This is a genomic window from Burkholderia pulmonis, from assembly GCF_984667975.1.
The window spans coordinates 3,328,300-3,348,355 of sequence record NZ_OZ480186.1 but is presented as its reverse complement, the minus strand read 5'-3'; the positions used below and the strand labels follow the sequence as shown (position 1 = coordinate 3,348,355).

General features: G+C 68.2%; 17 protein-coding genes. 3 read left to right on the top strand and 14 right to left on the bottom strand.

Annotation, left to right across the window (positions count from 1 at the left end):
- Positions 1–25: 25 nt before the first annotated feature.
- Positions 26–943 carry a LysR family transcriptional regulator gene (locus tag AC5LXK_RS15550; RefSeq protein WP_493389599.1) on the top strand — a complete coding sequence of 306 codons (918 nt, stop codon included), beginning with the start codon at positions 26–28 and terminating at the stop codon, positions 941–943.
- Positions 944–1,025: 82 nt separating this feature from the next.
- Here AC5LXK_RS15550 and bioB read toward each other — a convergent pair whose 3' ends face one another.
- The 9 genes from bioB to aceK form a co-directional block, all read right to left on the bottom strand.
- Positions 1,026–2,045 carry a biotin synthase BioB gene (gene bioB / locus AC5LXK_RS15545; protein WP_493389598.1) on the bottom strand — a complete coding sequence of 340 codons (1,020 nt, stop codon included), beginning with the start codon at positions 2,043–2,045 and terminating at the stop codon, positions 1,026–1,028.
- A 41-nt stretch (positions 2,046–2,086) separates the two neighbouring features.
- Positions 2,087–2,806 (bottom strand): dethiobiotin synthase, encoded by a 720-nt coding sequence (bioD, locus tag AC5LXK_RS15540; RefSeq protein ID WP_493389597.1) that lies wholly within the window; start codon positions 2,804–2,806, stop codon positions 2,087–2,089.
- Positions 2,803–3,987 (bottom strand): 8-amino-7-oxononanoate synthase, encoded by a 1,185-nt coding sequence (gene bioF / locus AC5LXK_RS15535; RefSeq protein ID WP_493389596.1) that lies wholly within the window; start codon positions 3,985–3,987, stop codon positions 2,803–2,805. The genes bioD and bioF overlap by 4 nt, the downstream gene beginning before the upstream one ends.
- Positions 3,984–5,330 (bottom strand): adenosylmethionine--8-amino-7-oxononanoate transaminase, encoded by a 1,347-nt coding sequence (bioA, locus tag AC5LXK_RS15530; RefSeq protein WP_493389595.1) that lies wholly within the window; start codon positions 5,328–5,330, stop codon positions 3,984–3,986. Before bioA ends, bioF begins: the two co-directional genes overlap by 4 nt.
- Positions 5,331–5,794: 464 nt before the next feature.
- Positions 5,795–7,066, bottom strand: a complete 1,272-nt coding sequence (locus AC5LXK_RS15525) for a dienelactone hydrolase family protein (protein WP_493389594.1) — start codon at positions 7,064–7,066, stop codon at positions 5,795–5,797.
- Between the two features lie 106 nt (positions 7,067–7,172).
- On the bottom strand, positions 7,173–7,610 hold the full coding sequence (locus tag AC5LXK_RS15520; RefSeq protein ID WP_493389593.1) for a YchJ family protein: 438 nt from the start codon (positions 7,608–7,610) through the stop codon (positions 7,173–7,175).
- A 39-nt stretch (positions 7,611–7,649) separates the two neighbouring features.
- Positions 7,650–8,327 carry an SDR family oxidoreductase gene (locus AC5LXK_RS15515; protein ID WP_175847367.1) on the bottom strand — a complete coding sequence of 226 codons (678 nt, stop codon included), beginning with the start codon at positions 8,325–8,327 and terminating at the stop codon, positions 7,650–7,652.
- 102 nt (positions 8,328–8,429) lie between these two features.
- Positions 8,430–9,197, bottom strand: coding sequence for a carbonate dehydratase (gene can / locus AC5LXK_RS15510; protein ID WP_493389592.1), 768 nt, complete (start codon positions 9,195–9,197; stop codon positions 8,430–8,432).
- 56 nt (positions 9,198–9,253) lie between these two features.
- On the bottom strand, positions 9,254–11,071 hold the full coding sequence (gene aceK / locus AC5LXK_RS15505) for a bifunctional isocitrate dehydrogenase kinase/phosphatase (protein ID WP_493389591.1): 1,818 nt from the start codon (positions 11,069–11,071) through the stop codon (positions 9,254–9,256).
- 304 nt (positions 11,072–11,375) lie between these two features.
- On the opposite strand from aceK, the gene AC5LXK_RS15500 reads away from it, so the two are divergent.
- On the top strand, positions 11,376–12,455 hold the full coding sequence (locus tag AC5LXK_RS15500) for an MBL fold metallo-hydrolase (RefSeq protein ID WP_493389590.1): 1,080 nt from the start codon (positions 11,376–11,378) through the stop codon (positions 12,453–12,455).
- 16 nt (positions 12,456–12,471) lie between these two features.
- Here the strand turns inward: AC5LXK_RS15500 and AC5LXK_RS15495 are convergent, their stop codons facing one another.
- A complete protein-coding gene (locus AC5LXK_RS15495) occupies positions 12,472–14,115 on the bottom strand; it encodes an ABC-F family ATP-binding cassette domain-containing protein (RefSeq protein WP_493389589.1) in 1,644 nt (547 codons plus the stop codon).
- A 331-nt stretch (positions 14,116–14,446) separates the two neighbouring features.
- Positions 14,447–15,832 (bottom strand): ATP-grasp domain-containing protein, encoded by a 1,386-nt coding sequence (locus AC5LXK_RS15490; RefSeq protein ID WP_493389588.1) that lies wholly within the window; start codon positions 15,830–15,832, stop codon positions 14,447–14,449.
- A gap of 318 nt (positions 15,833–16,150) precedes the next feature.
- Here AC5LXK_RS15490 and AC5LXK_RS15485 point away from each other — a divergent pair, with 318 nt between their 5' ends.
- A complete protein-coding gene (locus AC5LXK_RS15485; RefSeq protein ID WP_493389587.1) occupies positions 16,151–16,423 on the top strand; it encodes a hypothetical protein in 273 nt (90 codons plus the stop codon).
- A gap of 192 nt (positions 16,424–16,615) precedes the next feature.
- Here the strand turns inward: AC5LXK_RS15485 and AC5LXK_RS15480 are convergent, their stop codons facing one another.
- The 3 genes from AC5LXK_RS15480 to AC5LXK_RS15470 form a co-directional block, all read right to left on the bottom strand.
- A complete protein-coding gene (locus tag AC5LXK_RS15480) occupies positions 16,616–18,211 on the bottom strand; it encodes an ABC transporter substrate-binding protein (RefSeq protein WP_493389586.1) in 1,596 nt (531 codons plus the stop codon).
- Between the two features lie 363 nt (positions 18,212–18,574).
- On the bottom strand, positions 18,575–19,348 hold the full coding sequence (locus AC5LXK_RS15475; protein WP_493389585.1) for an SDR family oxidoreductase: 774 nt from the start codon (positions 19,346–19,348) through the stop codon (positions 18,575–18,577).
- Between the two features lie 19 nt (positions 19,349–19,367).
- Positions 19,368–20,006 carry a thiol:disulfide interchange protein DsbA/DsbL gene (locus tag AC5LXK_RS15470; RefSeq protein ID WP_493389584.1) on the bottom strand — a complete coding sequence of 213 codons (639 nt, stop codon included), beginning with the start codon at positions 20,004–20,006 and terminating at the stop codon, positions 19,368–19,370.
- Between the last annotated feature and the right edge of the window lie 50 nt (positions 20,007–20,056).

Sequence of the window (20,056 nt, the reverse complement as noted above, 5' to 3'; positions counted from 1 at the left end):
TGTGCCCATCAGTTTTCCACCGGACATGGCCCTGACCCTCAGACAGCTGAAGTACTTCGTCGCGACCGCCGAGCTCGGACAGATCTCGCAGGCCGCGATCCAGCTCACGATCTCGCAGTCGGCGGTGACGAGCGCGATCAAGGAGCTGGAAGACAGTCTCGGCACGCAGCTGTTCCTGCGCACGTCGGCGGGCGTGACGCTCACCGATACCGGGCGGCGCTTCCTCAATCACGCGTACACGATCCTGTCGTCGGTCGACGAGGCGATGCGGATTCCGAACCTCGAAAGCACGCTGACCGGCACGCTCGCGATCGCCGCGAGCTACACGGTGCTCGGCTACTTCCTGCCGCATCACGTGCTGCGCCTCAATACGCTCTATCCGCGCCTGACGATCCACCTGCACGAGCTGAACCGCGAGTCGATCGAGGAAGGGTTGATCGCGGGCCGCTACGACATGGCCGTGCTGCTCACGTCGAACGTGTCGAATCCCGAGCTCGTGCTGGAGCCGGTGATCCATTCGGTGCGCCGGCTGTGGGTCGGCGCGCATCATCCGCTGCTCAGGCGCGAGAGCGTCACCTTCGCGGAGGTCGCGCACGAACCGTTCGTGATGCTGACGGTGGACGAGGCCGGGCAGACGGCGCTGCGCTACTGGAACGAGACGCCGTACCGGCCGAACGTGATCCTGCGCACGTCGTCGGTCGAGGCGGTGCGCAGCATGGTCGCGAACGGCAGCGGCGTCGCGATCCTGTCCGACATGGTGTATCGCCCGTGGTCGCTGGAAGGGCGGCGGATCGAGACGATCGTGCTGCGCGACCCGGTGCCGCCGATGAGCGTCGGCCTCGCGTGGCGCAAGAACATCGAGCTGAGCCCCGCGATGCACGCGGTGCGCGACTACTTCCGGCACACGTTCATGGAGCCGCGCACACTGGGCGGCGCGACCTGAGCGCGCGGCGAGCCCGCATGAAAAAAGCCGGGACGCATCCCGGCTTTTTCCGTATGGCGGGCGACCCCGCCGTGCGTTGCGCTTACGCGCCGGCCGACATCGCGTCCGCGTCGCTCGCGCGGATACCGAGGCGTTCGAACAACGCACGATCCTTCTGCGATTGCGGGTTGCTGGTCGTCAGCAGCTGGTCGCCGTAGAACATCGAGTTCGCGCCGGCGAGGAAGCACATCGCCTGCAACCCGTCGTCGAGCTGCTCGCGGCCGGCCGACAGGCGCACGACCGCCTTAGGCATCGTGATGCGCGCGACCGCGATCGTGCGCACGAACTCGAACGGGTCGAGCGGCGCGGTGCCTTCGAGCGGCGTGCCTTCGATCGCGACCAGGTTGTTGATCGGCACCGAATCCGGATACGGGTTCAGGTTCGCGAGCTGCGAGATCAGGCCCGCGCGTTCGCGGCGCGATTCGCCCATCCCGATGATGCCGCCGCAGCACACGTTGATGCCCGCGTCGCGCACGCGGTCGAGCGTGTCGAGGCGGTCCTGGTACGTGCGCGTCGAGATCACCTGGCCGTAGAACTCCGGCGACGTGTCGAGGTTGTGGTTGTAGTAGTCGAGGCCCGCGTTCGCGAGCTGCTGCGCCTGTTCGTCCTCGAGCATGCCGAGCGTCATGCAGGTCTCGAGGCCGAGTTCCTTCACGCCCCGCACCATCTCGGTCAGCGCCGGCATGTGGCGCTCCTTCGGGTTGCGCCACGCGGCGCCCATGCAGAAGCGGCTCGCGCCGTTCGCCTTCGCCGCGCGCGCGGCGTCGAGCACCGTGTCGACGTCCATCAGCTTCTCGGCCTTCAGGCCCGTGTCGTGGTGCGACGACTGCGAGCAGTAGCCGCAATCTTCCTCGCAGCCGCCCGTCTTGATCGACAGCAGCGTCGACAGCTGCACCGCGTTCGCGTCGAAGTGCTCGCGATGCACCTGCTGCGCGCGGAACAGCAGGTCGTTGAACGGCAGCGCGAACAGCGCGACGACGTCGGCGACGCGCCAGCGCTGCGAGGCCGGTGCAGCCACGGGAATCGCGTCGGGTTGCACGGCGGCGGTCTGGGCTTGGGTCATTTCGTTTTCCTGTCCTGGGCGGGATTGGGGGATCGGTAGGGTCAACGCTGCGCGGCGCGCAGCGTCTCGACGAGCGCGGAGATGTCGAGCATCGCCGCGGCGGATTCGGGGGCGGCCGGGCTCATGTGCGGAATGCGGCCGAGCAGCGGTGCGCCGTGCTCGCGCGCGAGCCAGTCGCGCATCGTTGCGATGTTCTCGTTGGGGAACGACATGGCCGGGTCGACGTGGTTCGCCACCCAGCCGGCGAGCTTGAGGCCGCGTGCGGCAATCGCGTCGGCGGTGAGCAGCGCGTGGTTGATGCAGCCGAGCCGCACGCCGACCACGAGCACGACCGGCACGCCGAGCGCGACCGCGAGATCGGCCATGTCCCGCGTGTCGTTCATCGGCACGCGGAAGCCGCCGGCGCCTTCGACGACGACGATATCCGCGCGCGTCAGCGCTTCGCGGTGGCACGCGACGATCGTGTCGATGTCGAGCGTCACGCCTTCCTGCGCGGCGACGATGTGCGGCGCGGCCGGCGCCTTCAGCAGGAACGGCGTGCGCAGCTCGGGCGGCAGCACCACGTTCGCGGCCGCGTCGAGCTGGTCGGCATCCTCGTTACGCCAGACGCCGTCGCGTTCGTACGCACCGGCCGCGACGGGCTTCAGCGCGGCCGCGCGCAGGCCGTGCCGTGCGAAGCCGTGCAGCATCGCGGCCGACACGAAGGTCTTGCCGATTTCGGTGTCGGTGCCGGTGACGAAAAGGGACAGGGGGGCCGTCATGCTGCGTCCTTGCTTGCTTCCGTCAGCGCGGTGTCGAGCCGCGCGAGATCGTCGAACGAATGGGCGGCCGACAGCGACACGCGCAGCCGCGACGTGCCGGCGGGCACCGTCGGCGGCCGGATCGCGGGCACCCACAGGCCGTGTGCGTCGAGCGCGCGCATCGCTGCGAGCGTCGCGTCGTTGCTGCCGATCACGAGCGGCTGCACGGCCGTGTGCGAATCGACCGGCTGCCAGCGCGTGTTGCGCAGCAGTGCGCGCGTACGCTCGATCAGCGCGGCGAGATGTGCGCGTCGCGCGTCGCCTTCGTCGCCCGCGATCACCTTCAGGCTTGCCGATACCGCATGCGCGACGGCCGGCGGCGCGGCCGTCGTGAAGATGTAGCTGCGCGCGCGCTGGATCAGCCATTCGATCACGGTTTCATGCGCGATCACGAACGCACCGGCGACGCCCGCGGCCTTGCCGAGCGTGCCGACGTACACGAGATGCGGCGAACGCAGTGCAGCGGCGGCCAGTGCACCGCGACCCTGCGGGCCGAGCACGCCGAAGCCGTGCGCGTCGTCGACGACGAGCCATGCGCCGTGGCGTTCGGCCAGCGCGACGAGTTCGGCGAGCGGCGCGATATCGCCGTCCATGCTGAACACGGTGTCGCTCACGATCAGTTTCGTTTCGGCATCCGATGCGTCGAGCAGCGCGGCGAGCGCGGCCGTATCCGCATGCGGATAGACCTGCACGTCGGCACGCGACAGCCGCATGCCGTCGATCAGCGAGGCATGGTTCAGCGCATCGGAGAAGATCGTCGCGCCTTTGCCGGCGAGCGCCGTGATCGCGGCGAGGTTCGCCATGTAGCCGGTGCTGAAGTACAGCGCGCGCGGCGCATCGGAGAAGCCGCCCGAGAAGCTCGCGAGCTCGTCTTCGAGGGTTGCATGGGCGCGCGAATGCCCGCCGAGCAGGTGCGAGCCGCCGCTGCCGGAGCCGTAGCGCTGCGCGCCTTCGGCGAAGGCGGCGACGAGCGCCGGATGCGCGGCGAGGCCGAGGTAGTCGTTGCTCGCGAAGCCGACGATCTCGCGGCCGTTCACGGTCATGCGCGCATCGCACGCGGTGTCGGCGATGCGGCGCACGCGGCGCAGCCCTTGCGCGTCGAGATCGGCGAGGCCGCGTTGCAGGGTGTCGAGCAGGCTCATCGGCCGATTTCCTCCAGCGTGGCGTCGAGCGTGTCGCGCGTGCGCTGCGCGAGCCACGCGATGTCGTCGTCGCTCATCACGTACGGCGGCATCAGGTATACGGTCGTGCCGATCGGGCGCAGCAGCAGCTCGCGCTCCAGCGCGCGCTCGAAGAAGCGCCGCGAGAAGCCGCGCGCGGCGTCGCCGTCGAGCGCGACGTCGAACGCGAACAGCGTGCCGCGCTCGCGCAGGTGGCGTACTTGAGGATGTGCGTCGAGCGGTGCGAGCGCGGCGCGCAGCGTCGCCGATTTGCGCACGTTGCTCGCGAGCACGTCGTCGCGCGTGAACAGGTCGAGCGTCGCGACCGCCGCGCGGCACGCGAGCGGGTTGCCGGTGTACGAATGCGAGTGCAGGAAGCCGCGCGTCGTGTCGTCGTCGTAGAACGCCGCGTACACGTCGTCGCGGGTGAGCACGAGCGACAGCGGCAGGTAGCCGCCGCTGATGCCTTTCGACAGGCACATGAAATCGGGCCAGACGCCGGCCTGCTCGCACGCGAAGAAGGTGCCCGTGCGGCCGCAGCCGACCGCGATCTCGTCGGCGATCAGGTGCACGCCGAATTCGTCGCACAGCGCGCGCAGCCCGCGCACGTACGACGGATCGTGCATCGCCATGCCGGCCGCGCACTGCACGAGCGGCTCGACGATCAGCGCGGCGATCCGGTCGCTGCGTTCGGCGAACAGGCGCCGCACGTCCGCGAGCGCGCGGCCTGCAACGTCGGCGGGCGTTTCGCCCGGCAGCGCGCCGCGCGCATCGGGCGACGCGACGACGTGCGCATGGCGGATCAGCGGATCGTACGCATCCTTGAACAGCGCGACGTCGGTCACGCCGAGCGCGCCGATCGTCTCGCCGTGATAGCTGTTCGCGACGCAGACGAATTCCTGCTTGTTCGCGCGGCCGCGGTTGCGCCACGCGTGGAAACTCATCTTCAGCGCGATCTCGACCGCCGACGCGCCGTCCGACGCGAAGAACGCATGGCCGAGCGTGCGCGAGGTGAGCGCGTGCAGCCGCTCGCCGAGCTCGATCGCGGGTTCGTGCGTGCAGCCGGCGAGCATCGCGTGTTCGAGCGTGTCGAGCTGGTCCTTCAGCGCCGCGTTGATGTCCGGGTTCGCATGGCCGAACAGGTTGACCCACCACGAGCTGATCGCGTCGAAGTAGCGGCGGCCGTCACGGTCGTACAGCCACACGCCCGCGCCGCGCGCGACGGGGACGAGCGGCAGGCGCTCGTGGTGCTTCATCTGGGTGCAGGGGTGCCAGACCGCGCGCAGGCTGCGCGCGACCCAGTCGTCGGTGGCTGGCGTACTCAAGGCGACTCCGGGGGTAAAACGGCCGAGCGGCATCGACGGGATGCCGCGCGGCGGGATTCGAAACGCGCTGAGATTAGCGTGTTCCGCGGCCCGTTGCACTAGCGGTTACAAACCCCGCAAAGCCTTGCCGGGCGGGAGTTCGGCGCAGTTCCGGGGTGCTCGGAACGGAACGCGGCGGAAGCGGGGAAATGGCCGTAGATGACGACGTTCGAGTGACGCCCCCCGACAGAAAAAAATCGCGGGACGGCGCGCGGCGCAATCGTGAAAAATCGGGGATCGAAGGGAAATGCGGGCGAGCGGGGCGACGTCATGCGCGAAGGGCGGCCGATGGGGCGGTGGAATCAGACGCAAAAACGGGCGGCCGGAACGGCATGTGACGGCGTGCCGCGAGATGCGCGCCAACAGGAGAAAAACGAAGGAAGGATCGTCAGCCGGGACGGCGTGGGCGGGTGATCCGCCGCGCGTCAGCGCGAAGCCAGCGCGCGCGTATCGGTGTCGCGCGGGGTGTCGTCGCCGTTGTCGGCCGTCTGCGTCGTGTTCGTGTTCCACACGACGCGGTCGTTGACCGCATACAGCCGGCACGCGCCTGCGCCTTGCTTCGCGCAGTTGTCGAGCGCGAGCGCCATCGGATCGTCGCCGCCTTCGGCCCACGACCACGCGCCTTCCGACGACACCGCGAACGCGCGGCTCGGATGCTGGTTCAGGAAGCGGCGATAGCCTTCGCGGCCGGCTTCGTCGACGTACGGCACCGCGCCGACCGCATCGATCGATGCATAACCGGTGGCCTTCGGCTCGTGCGGGTTCGCGACTGCGTAGCGCACGCTGGTCGGCAGGTTCAGTTGCGCGAGGAACGCATTGACGGCCGGCCACCACACGGGCACGCCGTCGCGATCGACGATCAGCCGGTGCGCGTCGTCCTTGTAGCGGCCGAAATCGATGAACTGGGCCTGCGTGCCGTGCGACACGTATGCGTCATGCATCTGCGCGACGAGCGCCGGCGTCCACACCGAATCGTTGTCGCCGTACAGCCACAGCGACCGCACGGCCGTATGGGCGCCGTACTGGTCGAACGCGTCGACGAGATTGTGCTGCCAGCCGTCGCACAGGTCCTGGCGCAGCCCGCCGGAGAAGTTGATGATGCCGCGTACGCCCGGTGCGGCTTCGGTGCCGTATGCGACCGATACGAGGCCGCCGTGCGACGTGCCGGCGACGACGATGCGCGACGCATCGACGTACGACTGGCGCGACATGTAGCGCACCGTCGCATCGACATCGGCAGCCTGCGCGAGGCCGTTCTTGCCGACGTCGCAGCCTTCCTGCTGGTACGTGCCGCCCGAGCCTGCGAAGCCCTGGCGGTTCGGCGCGATCACCGCATAGCCGCGACGCACGAATTCGCGCGCGAACGCGAGCGGCCGGCTGCGCGGCTGCAGATGCAGATCGCCGGTGTTCTTGCCGTGATTGAAGACGACGAGCGGGAACGGGCCGGGGCCGTCCGGCTTGAAGAGCGTCGCCTCGAGCGTAACGGAGCCCGAAGCATCGGCCGGGATGCGGAGAATCTGTTCGTTGAGATCGGCCGCGACCTGCGGCAGGTTCGAGTCGCCGTAATCGAAGCGCTCGGCATGGGCGAGCGACCCGCTGGTGCCCGCACCCGTATTTGCGTTCGGCAGCGTACCGGCCTGAGCGGCCGACAGCGCACAGGCCGCCATCCATCCCACCAATACCTTGCTGAACGCCATTCGTAAGCCCTGCCATGCAACATGACCAATCCGAGGTCATCGTAGCCCGACAAAATCGGGTTGTGCAATGCGGGAATTACCCGGCGTCTGACACAGCAACTATTTGTCAGCGTTCACTTACTTCGCCGTCGACATAGCGCCAGAAACCATGCTCGTCGCGCTCGAAACGGCTCGTCTCGTGAAGCCGGTAAGCGCGTCCGCCGACCTTGTAGCGGGCCACGAATTCGACCTCAGCGTGGCCAGCGTCGAGCGGGACGTGGCGTTTGACGGCGAGGCCGAGCCAGCGCGGTGCGTCGGGCGCATCGGGGTCGGTGTCGAGATCGGGCGGGCAGGTGCGCGCGGCCCACGTCGCGCGCAGGTAGTCGGTCGCGCCGAGCACGTACGCGCTATACCGCGAGCGCATCAATTCGAGCGCGGTCGGCGCGGCTGCGCCGCCTTCGATGAAGCGGCCGCAGCAGGCCGCATAGCGCGGCGCCGGGGCTTTGCCGGCGGGCGCGGGGGACGCGCCGCCGCACGGGCACGCGTCAGGTCGGTTCGAAATCATGCGAAACGGGAATTAACGACGATCGGTTGTCGGTTCGGCTCACCAGCTCAGCTCGATGCCGTCGTACTGGAAGAAACGGCCGTTCGCCTGCGACACGTCCGACCCGGATTCGGCGATCACGCGGCGCATGCCGGTCACGCTCGTTTCCGGATCGATCGCGGCCTGCGCGCCGCCCATGTCGGTGCGTACCCAGCCGGGATGCAGCGAGATGCACGCGGCATGGCGGGTCTGTAGCGACGCGATGCGCAGCGCATCGTTCAGCGCGGCCTTGCTCGCGCGATACAGCCAGCCGGTCGTGCCGGTCGCCTCGGCGATGCTGCCCATCCGGCTCGACACGACGGCCAGCACGCCGCGTGCGTCCTCGACGAGCGGCAGCAGGATCGGCAGCAACTGCATCGGTCCACGCACGTTCGTATGCATCACCGCGTCGAAATCCTCGGCGGTGATTGTCTCGACGCCTTCGGTGCGCGGCCCGTACACGCCGGACACGAGCACGGCCGCATCGAGCCGCTCGCCGTCGAGCTTCCAGCCGAGCGCCGCGATCTGCTCGGGCTGCGCGATGTCGAGCGCATGCGCCTGCGCGCCGAGCGCACGCAGCGCATCGAGCGACGCTTCGTCGCGCGCGGTCGCGATCACGTTCCAGCCGTCGCGCCGGTATTGCCTGACGAATTCGCGGCCGAGGCCGCGCGATGCGCCGACGATCAATACGGTTTTCATGCCCGTCGCTCCTTTCCATGGCGCCGCCGCGGCGGTGCCGGTGTCAGATCCGTTCGATGCAGGTCGCGGCCGCGCGGCGGCGGCCGCCTGGCGGCTTGCGCGTTACTTCGCGTCGTCGCACGGCTTCAGCGTCGCTGCGACCGACTGCGCGACGCCTTCGAGCCGCGCGGCGTCCGCCGCGATCATGTCGTTGTCCGGCGCGTGCTCGCCGCCGGCGGTGAGCGCGGCCACGCAGCGCTTGTAGGTTTCGTCGAGCGTCTCGAAGTTCGACACGGCCATCCCGAGGTTGCGCATCCGGCCGTCGTGCACGCCGTACACGAGCCCGTGCACGGTGAGCGACTGGCCGCGTGCCCACGCGTCGTTGACGATCGTCGTGCGGCACACGTTGACGACCTGCTCGATCGCATTGAGCTCGATCAGGCGGCGATAGCGCGCTTCGCCGACAGGCCAGTCGTCGAGCAGGTCCGCATGGCGCTCGCGCACGTCCTGCACGTGATGCAGCCAGTTGTCCGCGAGGCCGACGCGCCGGTTGAGCAGCGCCGCGTTCACGCCCGAGCAGCCGTAGTGGCCGACGACCATGATGTGCTTCACGCGCAGGATATCGACCGCGAACTGGATCACCGACAGGCAGTTCAGGTCGCTGTGCACGACGACGTTCGCGATGTTGCGGTGCACGAACACTTCACCCGGCGGCAGGCCGATGATCTGGTTCGCGGGCACGCGCGAATCCGAGCAGCCGATCCACAGATATTCCGGCGCCTGCTGGTCGGCGAGGCGCGCGAAGAATTGCGGATCGTCTTCGAGCTTGCGCTTGACCCAGGCTTCGTTGTTGTCGAACAGATGTGAAAGCGGATTGTCTTGGGTGTTCATCGGTGTGGCTTCCGTTGGCGGAAATCGGGTCGATATCGGGTTCGGTGTCACCGGCGTCAGGCGGCGCGCTGCGCGTCGCCTTGGCCGTCGTTCTGGTCCGTTGCGCCGAAGCGCGCAGGGTAGCGCACGCAAAAGCGCAGCGCTGCGTCGTACGGATAAAAATCGGGCAACTCGCCCTGCATCAGCTTGTCCTTGCTCGCCTGCCACAGCGCGGGATCGAAAAAGTCCGCGTGGTGTTTCATGAACACGCTGCGCACGCGCGGGTCGCCGAGCAGGAACGGTCCGTAGGTCTCCGGAAAGATGTCGTGCGGGCCGACGGTATACCACGGTTCGCCGGACAGCTCGTCTTCCTCGTTGCGCGGCGGCGGCACGCGGCGCACGTTGCAGTCGGTCAGGTACTCGATCTCGTCGTAGTCGTAGAACACGACGCGGCCGTGGCGCGTGACGCCGAAATTCTTGTACAGCATGTCGCCGGGGAAGATGTTCGCCTTCATCAGCTCCTTCACCGCGTTGCCGTATTCCTTCACGCCGTGCTCGACGTCCGCGTCGCTGCCGTTCTGCAGGTACAGGTTGAGCGGCGTCATCCGGCGCTCGATGTACAGGTGCTTGATCACGAGGTTGCCGTCCTCGTATTCGAGCAGCGACGGCACTTCCTTCTCGAGTTCGCGCACGAGCGCGTGGTCGAGCCGCGCGAGCGGCAGCGCGACGCTCGAATACTCGAGCGTGTCGGCCATCCGCCCGAGGCGGTCGTGGCGCTTCACGAGCTGGTACTTCTCCATGATCTGCGCGCGCGTCGTTTCCTTCGGCGGCGGGAAGTGATCCTTGATGATCTTGAACACGTACGGGAACGACGGCAGCGTGAACACGAGCATCACGAGGCCCTTGATCCCGGGCGCGATGATGAAGCGGTCGCTCGAATGCGACAGGTGGTGCAGCAGGTCGCGGTAGAACAGGTTCTTGCCCTGCTTCTGCAGGCCGACCGACGTGTAGATCTCGGCCCTCGGCTTGCCCGGCATGATCGTGCACAGGAACTCGACGTACGCGGACGGCACGCCCATGTCGACGAGGAAATACGAGTGCGAGAAGCTGAAGATGATCTGCAGCAGGTCGCGGCGCAGCAGCACGGTGTCGAGCGCGAGCAGGCCGGGACGCAGGTGGCGGATCGGCACCGCGAACGGCAGCACGCGGTCGGCGTTGATGATGCGGCCGATGATGTACGCGCTCTTGTTGCGGAAGAACAGCGACGACAGCACGTGGATCTGGAAATTCGGCGCTTCGTCGAAGTGGCCGAATTCGTCGTCGATCGCCTGCATCACGCAGCCGATGTCGCGCGGGAGATCCTCGAACGCCGGCTCGAGCTGGAAGTTCGTGACGATGCGCTCGAGCGTGGTGGCGAGGCCGTCGGTGCCCGGGTAGTACGCGCGGTAGGTCGGTTTCGCGGCCGGCTCGTCGTTCTCCAGATACTCGGTCGAGATCGCCGGGCGCACGAAGATGAAATCGTTGCTGAAGTACGAGCGGTGCAGGATCTTGCAGCACACCGAATTGAAGAAGGTTTCCGCGCACTCCGGCTGGCGGTGCGACGTGAGCAGGCCGATGTAATGCAGCTTGATCTGCTGCCACACCTCGTCGTCGATGTTTTCCGCGTCGTATTCGTCTTCCAGCACCTCGACGCATTCCTTCACGCGATCGTCGTACGACGTGATCCGCTCGCGCGCGAGCCGCTGCAGCCCGTGCCAGTCGCAGCGCTCATAGAGCGTCTTCGCCTCGACCGCCGCTTCACGGAAGATCCGGTAGTGGCGATCGAAGTATTCGAGCATCGTCTGCGCGACGTCGAAACCGATCTGCGACGACAGCAGTTTGGGGAAGTGATTCATCGCGTGCAGGCTCGTTCGGGAGGGGCTGTAAGCACTCGCCATTTTAGCGCCCAAGTCGGCGTTTCAATGACTTTCGGGGTGACGCGCTGGCGGCCGCCGATCGGTGCGTTGTTCGCCGTTGAGTGCCGTTCGGTGCATCTTCGCGTAAAGATACGGGTACGGAACCGATTCTGGCACGAACTTTTTTTGACCGGCCCGCGGCCGCCGGGCGCGCGTTTCGCGCGGCGGCGATAGAATCGACGCACCGCCCGCCGTGCCAGCCGCCGGCGCGCATTCGCACCGATAACGACGAGACGCCCCACCGATGAACGCACTGGAACACCAACTCGACTACCCCTTCGCCGATACGTTGCCCGCCGCGGGCGACACGTTCGAGGTCGCGCCCGGCGTGCGCTGGCTGCGCATGCCGCTGCCGTTCTCGCTCGACCACATCAACCTGTGGCTGCTGCGCGACGAGATCGACGGGCAGGCCGGCTGGACGATCGTCGATTGCGGAATCTCGTCGGATGCGATCCGCGCGCACTGGGAACAGATCTTCGACACGCATCTCGACGGCCTGCCCGTGCTGCGCGTGCTCGTCACGCACTGCCACCCCGATCACTTCGGCCTCGCGAACTGGCTGTGCGAAGGCGGCGACCAGGGCCGCTGGAACGTGCGGCTGTGGATGACGCTCGGCGAATACATGTTCGGCTGCCTGATGGCGGCCGGCAACGGCTCGAACGCGGGCGGCGCGGCCGCCGCCGATCACTTCGCGCGCCACGGGCTGACCGATCCGGCCGCGCTCGACAAGCTGCGCAACCGCCGCAACTACTACTCGGATCTCGTGCCGGCCGTGCCGCCGCGCTATCGGCGCCTGCGCGAAGGCGACGCGGTGACGATCGGCGCACGCACGTGGCGCGTCGTCACCGGCTTTGGCCATTCGCCTGAACATTGCGCGCTGCACAGCGACGCGGACGGCGTGCTGATCTCCGGCGACATGGTGCTGCCGCGCATCTCGACGAACGTGTCCGTATTCGACCTCGAGCCGGAAGGAAACCCGCTCGCGCTGTACCTGCAGTCGCTCGGCCGCTACGAGACGATGGCGCCCGACACGCTCGTGCTGCCGTCGCACGGCAAGCCGTTCCGCGGCGTGCGCACGCGCATCGCGCAACTGCGCGAACACCACGACGCGCGGCTCGCGGAAGTCCGCGTCGCATGCGCGGAGCAGCCGACGAGCGCGGCCGACATCGTGCCGATCATGTTCCGCCGCCGCGAGCTCGACATCCACCAGATGACGTTCGCGCTCGGCGAGGCGCTCGCGCACCTGAACCTGCTGTGGCTCGCGGGCGAGCTCGTGCGCGAGCAGGGCGACGACGGCGTGTTGCGGTTCCGCACCGCCGGCTGACCACGCTTCGTTGTCCTTACACGACGGGTTCGTAGCGCCACCCGTCGTGATGCCATTGCATCGTGTGCGTCGGTGCGAGCGCCGCGAGAAACGCGGTGTCGTGCGACGCGACCACGATCGCGCCCGGGAAGCCGGCCAGCGCCGCTTCGATCGCGCGCACCGATTCGAGATCGAGGTGATTGGTCGGCTCGTCGAGCAGCAACAGCTGCGCGGGCGTGCCGCGCCACAACGCGCATGCGAGCGCGGCCTTCAGCCGTTCGCCGCCGCTCAGCTGCCGCGCCGGCTGCGTCGCGCGCGTCGCGTCGAGCTGCAGCAGCGCGAGGCGGCTGCGCAGGTCGCCTTCGGCGAGCGGCGTATCGAGCAGGCCCAGTTGCTCGACGATCGAGTGGTCCGGATCGAGCAGCGCGAGCCGCTGGTCGAGATACGCGGCGCTCACGTGCGTCGTGCAGGCTCCCGAGCGGGGCGCGAGTTCGCCCGCGAGCATCCTCAGCAACGTCGATTTGCCACAGCCGTTCGGGCCCGTCAGCGCGATGCGCACGGCGCCGCTCGCCGACCACGTGATCCCGTTGGGGTCGCCCGCGACACGCCACGGCAGTTGCGCGCGTTCGAGCGTGAACAGCTGGCGGCGCGCGCTGACTTCGGTACCCGGCAGCGACACGAGCACCGGCGCATCGGTTTCGACGCGCGCGGCCGCTTCCTGCACGCGTTCGTCGAGCGTCGCCTTGAAGTCGTTCTGATGGCGCCGGACCGTTCCCATGATGCCGCGCGCCGCGCCCTTGCGGCTCTGACGCGCTCCCGACGACAGATTGGCCGTCTTCGCGTCACGCAGCGACGCGGCTGCATGGCGCTGGATCGTGTCGTGTTCCTGTTCGAGCCGGCGCCGCACGCGCCCGCGCTCGGTACGCGCATGGTCGAGCGCCGCCAGCGCGGCGTCCTGCTCCGCGTCGCGCTGAGCGCGGTACAGCGCATAGTTGCCGCCGTAAGCGCGCGCACCGTGCGGCGTCAGCTCGACGATGCGCTGCACGCCGGCGAGCAGCGCCCGGTCATGGCTCACGATGACGATGCCGCCGCGCCAGCCTTCGAGCGCCGCGCGCAGCCACGCGCGGCCACGCGCGTCGAGATGGTTGGTCGGTTCGTCGAGCACGAGCAGGCCGGCACCGGACAGCAGCGCGCCGATCAGCGCGACGCGCGCGAGCTGGCCGCCGCTCAGCGCATGCGCGGGCGTGTCGGCGTGCACGTCGTGCAGGCCGGCCGCGTCTAGCGCCGTGCGCAGGCGTTCCGCGAGATCCCAGCGATCGCCGATCAGGTCGAAGTCGTGCGGCTCCGCGCGGCCGTCCGCGAGACGCGCGAGCGCGCCGAGCGGCGCATCGAGCGCGGCGATCTGCGCGACGGTCCGCGCAGCGGCTGAGTTGTCGTCGTCATGCTGCTGCGCGACGTAGACGACGGGCGCGTGCCGTTCGATCGTCCCCGCACTTGGCGCGCGGCGGCCCGCGATCAGTTGCGCGAGCAGGCTCTTGCCGATGCCGTTGCGGCCGACGATGCCGGTCGGCGTGCGATCGATGGACAGGTCGAGCGAATCGAACAGCGTGACGCCGTCGTCGAAGCGGAAGGAAACGTGATGAAGCGCGACGAGCGCGCCGGTGGGCGTGGCTGCAGCCATAAGCACCTCCAAAAATGCGTGAAGACCTTCGCGCGCGGCGTGCGTGGCACGGGCGGCGAAAACATTTCGGGAAGGCTTAGTTGTTCACTTTGGCTGGCGTCCGGTATGAGGAATAGGCGCGCAGTGTAGCAAGCGAAGCGCGCGGGCCGCAAGCGGCCGCCGCACGCACCGTCGCTTGCGCGCGACGCGCGGCGGGCCCGCCATGGCATCGTGACGGGCGTGATGTCCCGACGGTCGGGCGGCCTCGCGTGCGGGCCGTTCAGGTTCGTTCACGCGCGTGCGCGCAAGTGCGATCGCGTCGCGCGTCGACGTATGCGTGCGCGGGTGTGTGTCAGTTCGCGGCGCGGCCCGCTGCCGTTGCCCGGCGTTCGAGGAGCGCATGGAACGCCTGCCGGATGCGTTCGACCGCGGCCGTCTTGTACAGGAATTGCGCGTTGTTTCCGTGCACCAGCATGCTCGCATTGACCTCGAACACGACGACCGCGCCGTCCCGGTCGAGCCCGCAGTCGATGCCGAAATAATCCAGCCCGATCGCATCGCGGATCGCCTGCAATCCGTTGCGTTGCGCGGTGCCGAACACGTGCCACGGATTGTCGAGGAACGCGCGCTCCTCGTCCTGCATCCACGCGTGGCGCGCCATGTCGGTGGTCGCGTGGTGGACCTTCCACTGGCGGTCGATCGCGAGGTGATACGGCAGGATCTCGTCGTCGACATAGATGAACCGGTACTTGCGGAAATGGCCGTCGGCGGACCGGTAGTCGACGTACGGCGTCAGGTAGAAATGCGCCGCATCGAACCGGTCGATGAACGCGAGCAGTTGTGCCGCGTCTTCGATCCGTTCGAAATCGTCGCCGCCGTGCGTGCCGGCCGGTCTCGCAAGCAGCGGAAACGGCAGCGCCGGCGACGCGCCAGACAGCATCGCGCGCAGCCCGGCCTGGTGGTGAAGCGACGTCTGCGGCACGCGGCAGCCCGGCATCTTCGCCAGTTGCCGCGCCATTGCATCGCGACTCGTTTGCGCGATCACGGCCGGTGAATTCACGACGGGACGGCCGATGCCCGTGACGAGCGCTTGCGCCGGCGCGAGCAGCGCCTGCCCGCGATCAACGTCGGATATCAGGTTGACGACGACGTCCGCATGGCGGCGCAGCCGGTCGACGTCGTACGCCATGTCGGGCAGCAGCGTGATGACGTTGCTTTCGAAGCGGGCCTGCTCGATCAGGAACTCGAACGGTGTGTTGCCGGCGCCGGGCGCGAACACGAACAGCGCGCGGAAGGCCGGCGGCGCGAGGGTGGCCGGAACGGTGATCAGCGGCTTCAGTTTCAACGCGCGGCGGAAGCTCGCGTCAGCTTCGGGAGCGAGGCCCAGCGCCTGCTGGAGATTCGCGACGGTATGCGCGAGCGCGGCGTCGTCCGGATCATGTTCGAGCGCGCGCTGGAAATGCGCGAGCCCGCGTGCGTGGCGGCCTGCGCAGGTCTCGGCGAGGCCGAGCTGACGACTGACGGCGGGGTGGTCGCCGGGGCGCTCCAGCAGCGGCGTGAGCCAGCCGATGGCTTCGTCGAAGCGGTCCTGCCTGATCAGCACCCTGGCGAGTTCGAAGCACGCGTCCCAGCAGCCGGGCTCGAGCGCAAGCACGTCGCGGTAATGGCGTGCGGCCTCGTCGAGGTGGCCTGATTGTCGGCAAGCGAAGGCGAGTGAAAGAGCGGTATCGATGCGCATGACGGCGGCGCGCCGCGCGCGGCCGGATGACGCGGCGCGTGCAGGGCGATTGGGCGAACGTCGGGAAAATCCCGGCCTGAACGAACGCCCGAACGATAGCAGCGCGCCGATCCGTTCCGATCGCACCCCCAATCCGGAAAATTACCGGCGATTACGACGCGCCGTCGGCGTAATTCGTCGTAACGCGACGCCGTCGAACGGTGCCGTTTTCGCCTTTATTCGACCGATTGAACGGCGCGGGCCTGCGGCACGCTGCGATGACGCTCGCAAGGCGGTGCATCGCGGCGGGTGTCCGTTCATCCAACCCAGAGGAAAGTCATGTCCATTTCCAGCATTTCGGCCAGCGCCGGCACGTCCCCGGTCTCGCAGGGCGGCACCGCCCAGCCTGCGGGCAGCAGCACGCCCACGTCGTCTCCGGCGCGGGTGAGGCACGCGCACGGCCATCACCATGCGGCCGAGGCCGCGTCGTCCGACTCGACCGACGGCACGACGTCGTCGACCGGCAGCACGACCGACGCGGCGAGCAGTACCGCGCCGACCGTATCGCTCACCGGTGCCGCGCTCGGCAGCCTGATCAACACCAGCGCGTAACGACACGGTCGACCTGGAGGACGCGGGCGGCACGGCAGCGCCCGCGGAAAGCGTCGCGTCGCCCCGCGGCCGCGCGGGTTGCGCGGTCCGCGTGACACGGTCAACCGGGCCGCACCCGCGCATCGGCATGCGTGTCGGCGCCGCGCGGGAAGCGCGACGCCGGCGACGCGACGGGCGTTCGCTGCTGACCCGTTACTGCACGGCGACGGCCGTGAAGTTCTGTCGCCCGAACGGGCTCACGTGATAGCCGCTCACGTTCGTGCGCGTGAGCGCGGCAGCGGTCGGGTAGCCGAGCGGGATCCACAGCGCCTGGTCGTGGATGATCTTCTGCGCGGCTTCATACAGCTTCGCGCGCTTTGCCTGGTCGGCGGTCGACTTGCCGTCGGCGATCAGCTTGTCGAGCTGCGCATCGCAGAAACGCGCGAAGTTGATGCCCGACTTCACCGCGTTGCAGCTGAACAGCGGCGACAGGTAGTTGTCCGGATCGCCGTTGTCGCCGGCCCAGCCCATGAACAGCATGTCGTGCTGGCCGAGCTTCGCCTGCTTGATCAGTTCGCCCCATTCGATCACTTTCACTTCGGCCTTCACGCCGATCTTCGCGAGGTCGGCCTGCAGCAGTTCCGCGCCCACCTTCGGGTTCGGGTTCAGCACGCTGCCGGTCGGGCGCGTCCAGATCGTCGTCGAGAAGCCGTTCGGGAAGCCGGCCTGCGCGAGCAGCTGCTTTGCCTTCGCGGGATCGTACGGATACGGCGCGATGTCCTTCGCGTAGCTCCACGTGTTCGGCGGATACGGGTTGTTCGCGGCCGTCGCGGTGTTGTCGAACACGACCTTCAGGTAGGTCGCGCGGTCGAACGCGAGGTTCAGCGCCTCGCGCACCTTGTCGCTGTCGAGCGGCTTCTTCTGCGTGTTCAGCGCGACGAACGCGGTCATGAACGCGGGCGTCTGCACGACCTTCAGCGCGCTTTCGCCCTTCGCGGCGAGCACGTCCTGCGGCTTCGGCGACAGCGCGATCTGGCATTCGCCGGCCTTTACCTTCTGCAGGCGCACCGACGGGTCGGGCGTGATCGCGTAGATCAGCCGGTCGACCTTCGGCTTCGTGCCCCAGTACGTCGGGTTCGCGTCGTAGCGGATCAGCGCGTCCTTCGTGTAGCTCTTCAGCACGAACGGGCCCGTGCCGATCGGTTTCGCGTTCAGGTCGGCCTGCTTGCCGGCCTTCAGCAGCTGGTCCGCGTATTCGGCCGAGTAGATCGATGCGAAGCCCATCGTCAGGATCGGCACGAAGGTCGCGTTCGGCTCGTTCAGCACGAATTTCACCGTGCTGTCGTCGACCTTCGTGACCGACTTCACGAGCTTCACGAGGCCCATCGACTGCGCGTGCGGGAAGCCGCTCGCGCCGGCCACCTTGTGCCACGGGTTCGAATCGTCGAGCATCCGCGTGAAGGTGAACACGACGTCGTCCGCATTCAGCGTGCGACCCGGCTTGAAGTAGTCGGTGGTCTGGAACGCAACGTTCGGGCGCAGGTGGAACGTGTACGTGAGGCCGTCGGCGCTCGCTTCCCATTTGTCGGCGAGCGCGGGCACGACCTTCTTCGCGGCTTCGTCGTAGGACACGAGCGTGTTGAAGATCACGTCGGCCGATGCGTTGGTCGTGACGAGCGAGTTGTACTGCACGACGTCGAAGCCGTCCGGGCTCGATTCCGTGCAGACGGTGAGCGGCTTGGCGGCGGCGAGGCCGGGGGCGGCAAGGGCGGCGGCGACGGCGGCCGCGGCGAACAGCTTGACGTGCATAGGATCTCCCACGTGGCTTGTGTTTTTTGCTGGGTGACGGAATGCGGGCGCGGCCCGGAAGCGGGCGGGGCGGCGCGGCTGGCGAATAGCATACCGTCAAAGCGCGGAACGCGTGAAAAAAGGCGCCGGAACGCGGGGAATTGACCGAAAAACGGCTGCGTTCGCGACGGAACGGGTGCTGATGCGGCGGAAAGGGCGACGCAGGCGGCGGGAGAGCCGGGCGGCGGAGAAAGGGAGGGGCGCGTCGAAGCGCGAGACTGGCGCGGCGAAACCGGTGCTGGGGAGCTGCAGAACCGACGCCTCAACGCATCGGTGCAGCGATACGGCCCGGCGCACGTCGCGCAGGGCCGCCTCGACGGATCGTCAGTGCGCGCCGGCCTTCGGCTTGCGCGGCGCCTTTTCGAACAGGCGGTCGTACAGCCAGCGCGGCAGCACGTGCAGCACCTTCGCGACGACGCCCATCTGCCACGGAATCACGCGGAACGCGTGCTGCCGTGCAATTGCCTGCGCCGCGCGTGCGGCGAAGCGGTCGGCGTCCATCAGGAACGGCATCCGGTACGGGTTGTGCGCGGTCATCGGCGTGCGGATGTAGCCGGGCGCGATCGTCACGACGCCGACACCGGCCGGGCGCAGTTCGACGCGCAGCGATTCGAGATACTTGATCGCGGCCGACTTCGACGCGCTGTATGCGCCGGAGCCGGGCAGGCCGCGCACGCCGGCGACGCTCGCGACACCGACCAGCGTGCCGTGGCGCGCGGCCGTCATCGGGCCGACGAACGGCTCGAACGTCGCGACCATCCCGTAGTAGTTGATGTCCATCACGTCGCGGAACGCCGCGAGATCGCCCTGGCCCGTGACGGCGCCCTGGCTGATGCCTGCGTTCGCGATCACGACGTCGGGGCAGCCGTGCGTCGCGATGAACGATGCGGCGGCCGTCGCGAGCGCATCGGCGTCGCGCACGTCGGCGGAATAGACGGAGATGGACAGCTTCGGGAAACGCTGCGCGAACGCATCGAGGGCATCGGTGCGTCGCGCAACGAGTGCGAGCGTGGCGCCCTGGCGGGCGTATTCCTCGGCCATCGCGAGGCCGAGGCCGCTCGACGCGCCGGTGATGAAGACCTTCAGCGGAGTAGTCATGCCGGCGCGTGGACGGGGATCAGAGCTTCTTGTCCTGAACCTGCTTCACGAGGAAATCGAGCACCTGGGCCGTGCCCGGGATGCTGTTCGTGTAAGCGGGACCCGTCTTGTACTTGCCCTGGACGACGACCGTCGGCACGCCGTCGATCGCGTAATCCTTCAGCAGCTTGGCCGACTGGTTCACTTCGCCCTGCACGCTGAACGAGTTGTACGCGTCCATGAACTGCTTCTTGTCGACGCCTTGCGTGGCCAGGAAGTCGGCCTGCGCCTGCGGCGTCAGCAGGTAGTTCTTCTGCTTGTGGATCGCGTTGAAGATCGCCGGCGTGACCTTCTCGGAGATACCGAGCGCGGACACCGCGTAGTACAGCTTCGAGTGCGGGACGAAATCGTCACGGAAGGCGACCGGCACGCGCTTGAAGTCGATGTTGTTGCCCTGCTTCTTCACCCAGGCCTCGATCGTCGGCTCGAATTCGTAGCAGTGCGGGCAGCCGTACCAGAAGAACTCGATCACCTCGACCTTGCCGGCCGGTGCGGACACCGGCTGCGGCGACTTCATCACCTCGAAGTCCTTGCCGGCGACCGGTGCGGCGGGCGAAGCCTGGGCGAGGCCGGCGGCCAGGCCCAGGGACAGAAGGAGCGTGCTAAGCAGTTTTTTCATGTTGTGAACGTCGAATCAGTTGCTCGGGTTACGGAACGTAGCGGGTTCTG